This is a genomic window from Allobosea sp. 05T439 (assembly GCF_056396005.1).
Genome location: NZ_JBFTKP010000137.1, coordinates 1 through 606, shown reverse-complemented (window position 1 = coordinate 606; position 606 = coordinate 1). Strand labels below are relative to the sequence as shown.

The following is a 606-nucleotide window of genomic DNA, read 5'->3' as shown; positions in this document are numbered from 1 at the left end:
AGAGAGTGATCGCCATCCTTGGCGCTGGGCCGCTCATTCTGGCGATGCGGACCTGAACGGGTCGCCGCGACTCTTGTCCAACTTCACCCGCAGACGACGCGGCGCACACCTCAGGCATCCCAATAGCGCGTTTGCACACGGCCTCCACCATGATCAGAATCCCGGCGCTGTATCCGGGATGGCGGAGGAAGGCGTAGGGTCCCGTGGTGACGACGTGGTGACCACGCTCGGTCTGGATGCGAATGACCGAGGAGAAGAACCGGTTCACGCGCATGGCCCAGAGTGCCAGGGCGTAGCCGGCGCCGACCGTGAACAGGCACATGCCCTGCAGCCAGCCGGGCACGTTGTCGCTCCAATGGAAACGACCACGGTCGAGCCCGGCAACGATCCAATGCAGGAACAGGATGAGCGAGAAGGCTCTCAACGCGGGCGGCGGCTTGTTGCCGCCCGGCCGCATGGGGAGTGTCTGAATTTTTGTGTCCGGGGCGGGTTGAGCTTCATTGAGTGATGAAGCGATCCTCGAACATGATMGCGAACTGGGACTTGGCTTCGGTCCATTCGCGTGGGGGCATTTTCCACTCGGCCGCGGCATCGCGCAAGACGAGA

General features: G+C 63.1%; 1 protein-coding gene. It reads right to left on the bottom strand.

What is annotated here, in order from left to right; all coding sequences use genetic code 11:
* On the bottom strand, positions 1–457 hold a 457-nt coding region (locus AC1DIO_RS35420; protein WP_476854960.1), incomplete at its 3' end, for a methyltransferase family protein.
* Positions 458–606: the final 149 nt, after the last annotated feature.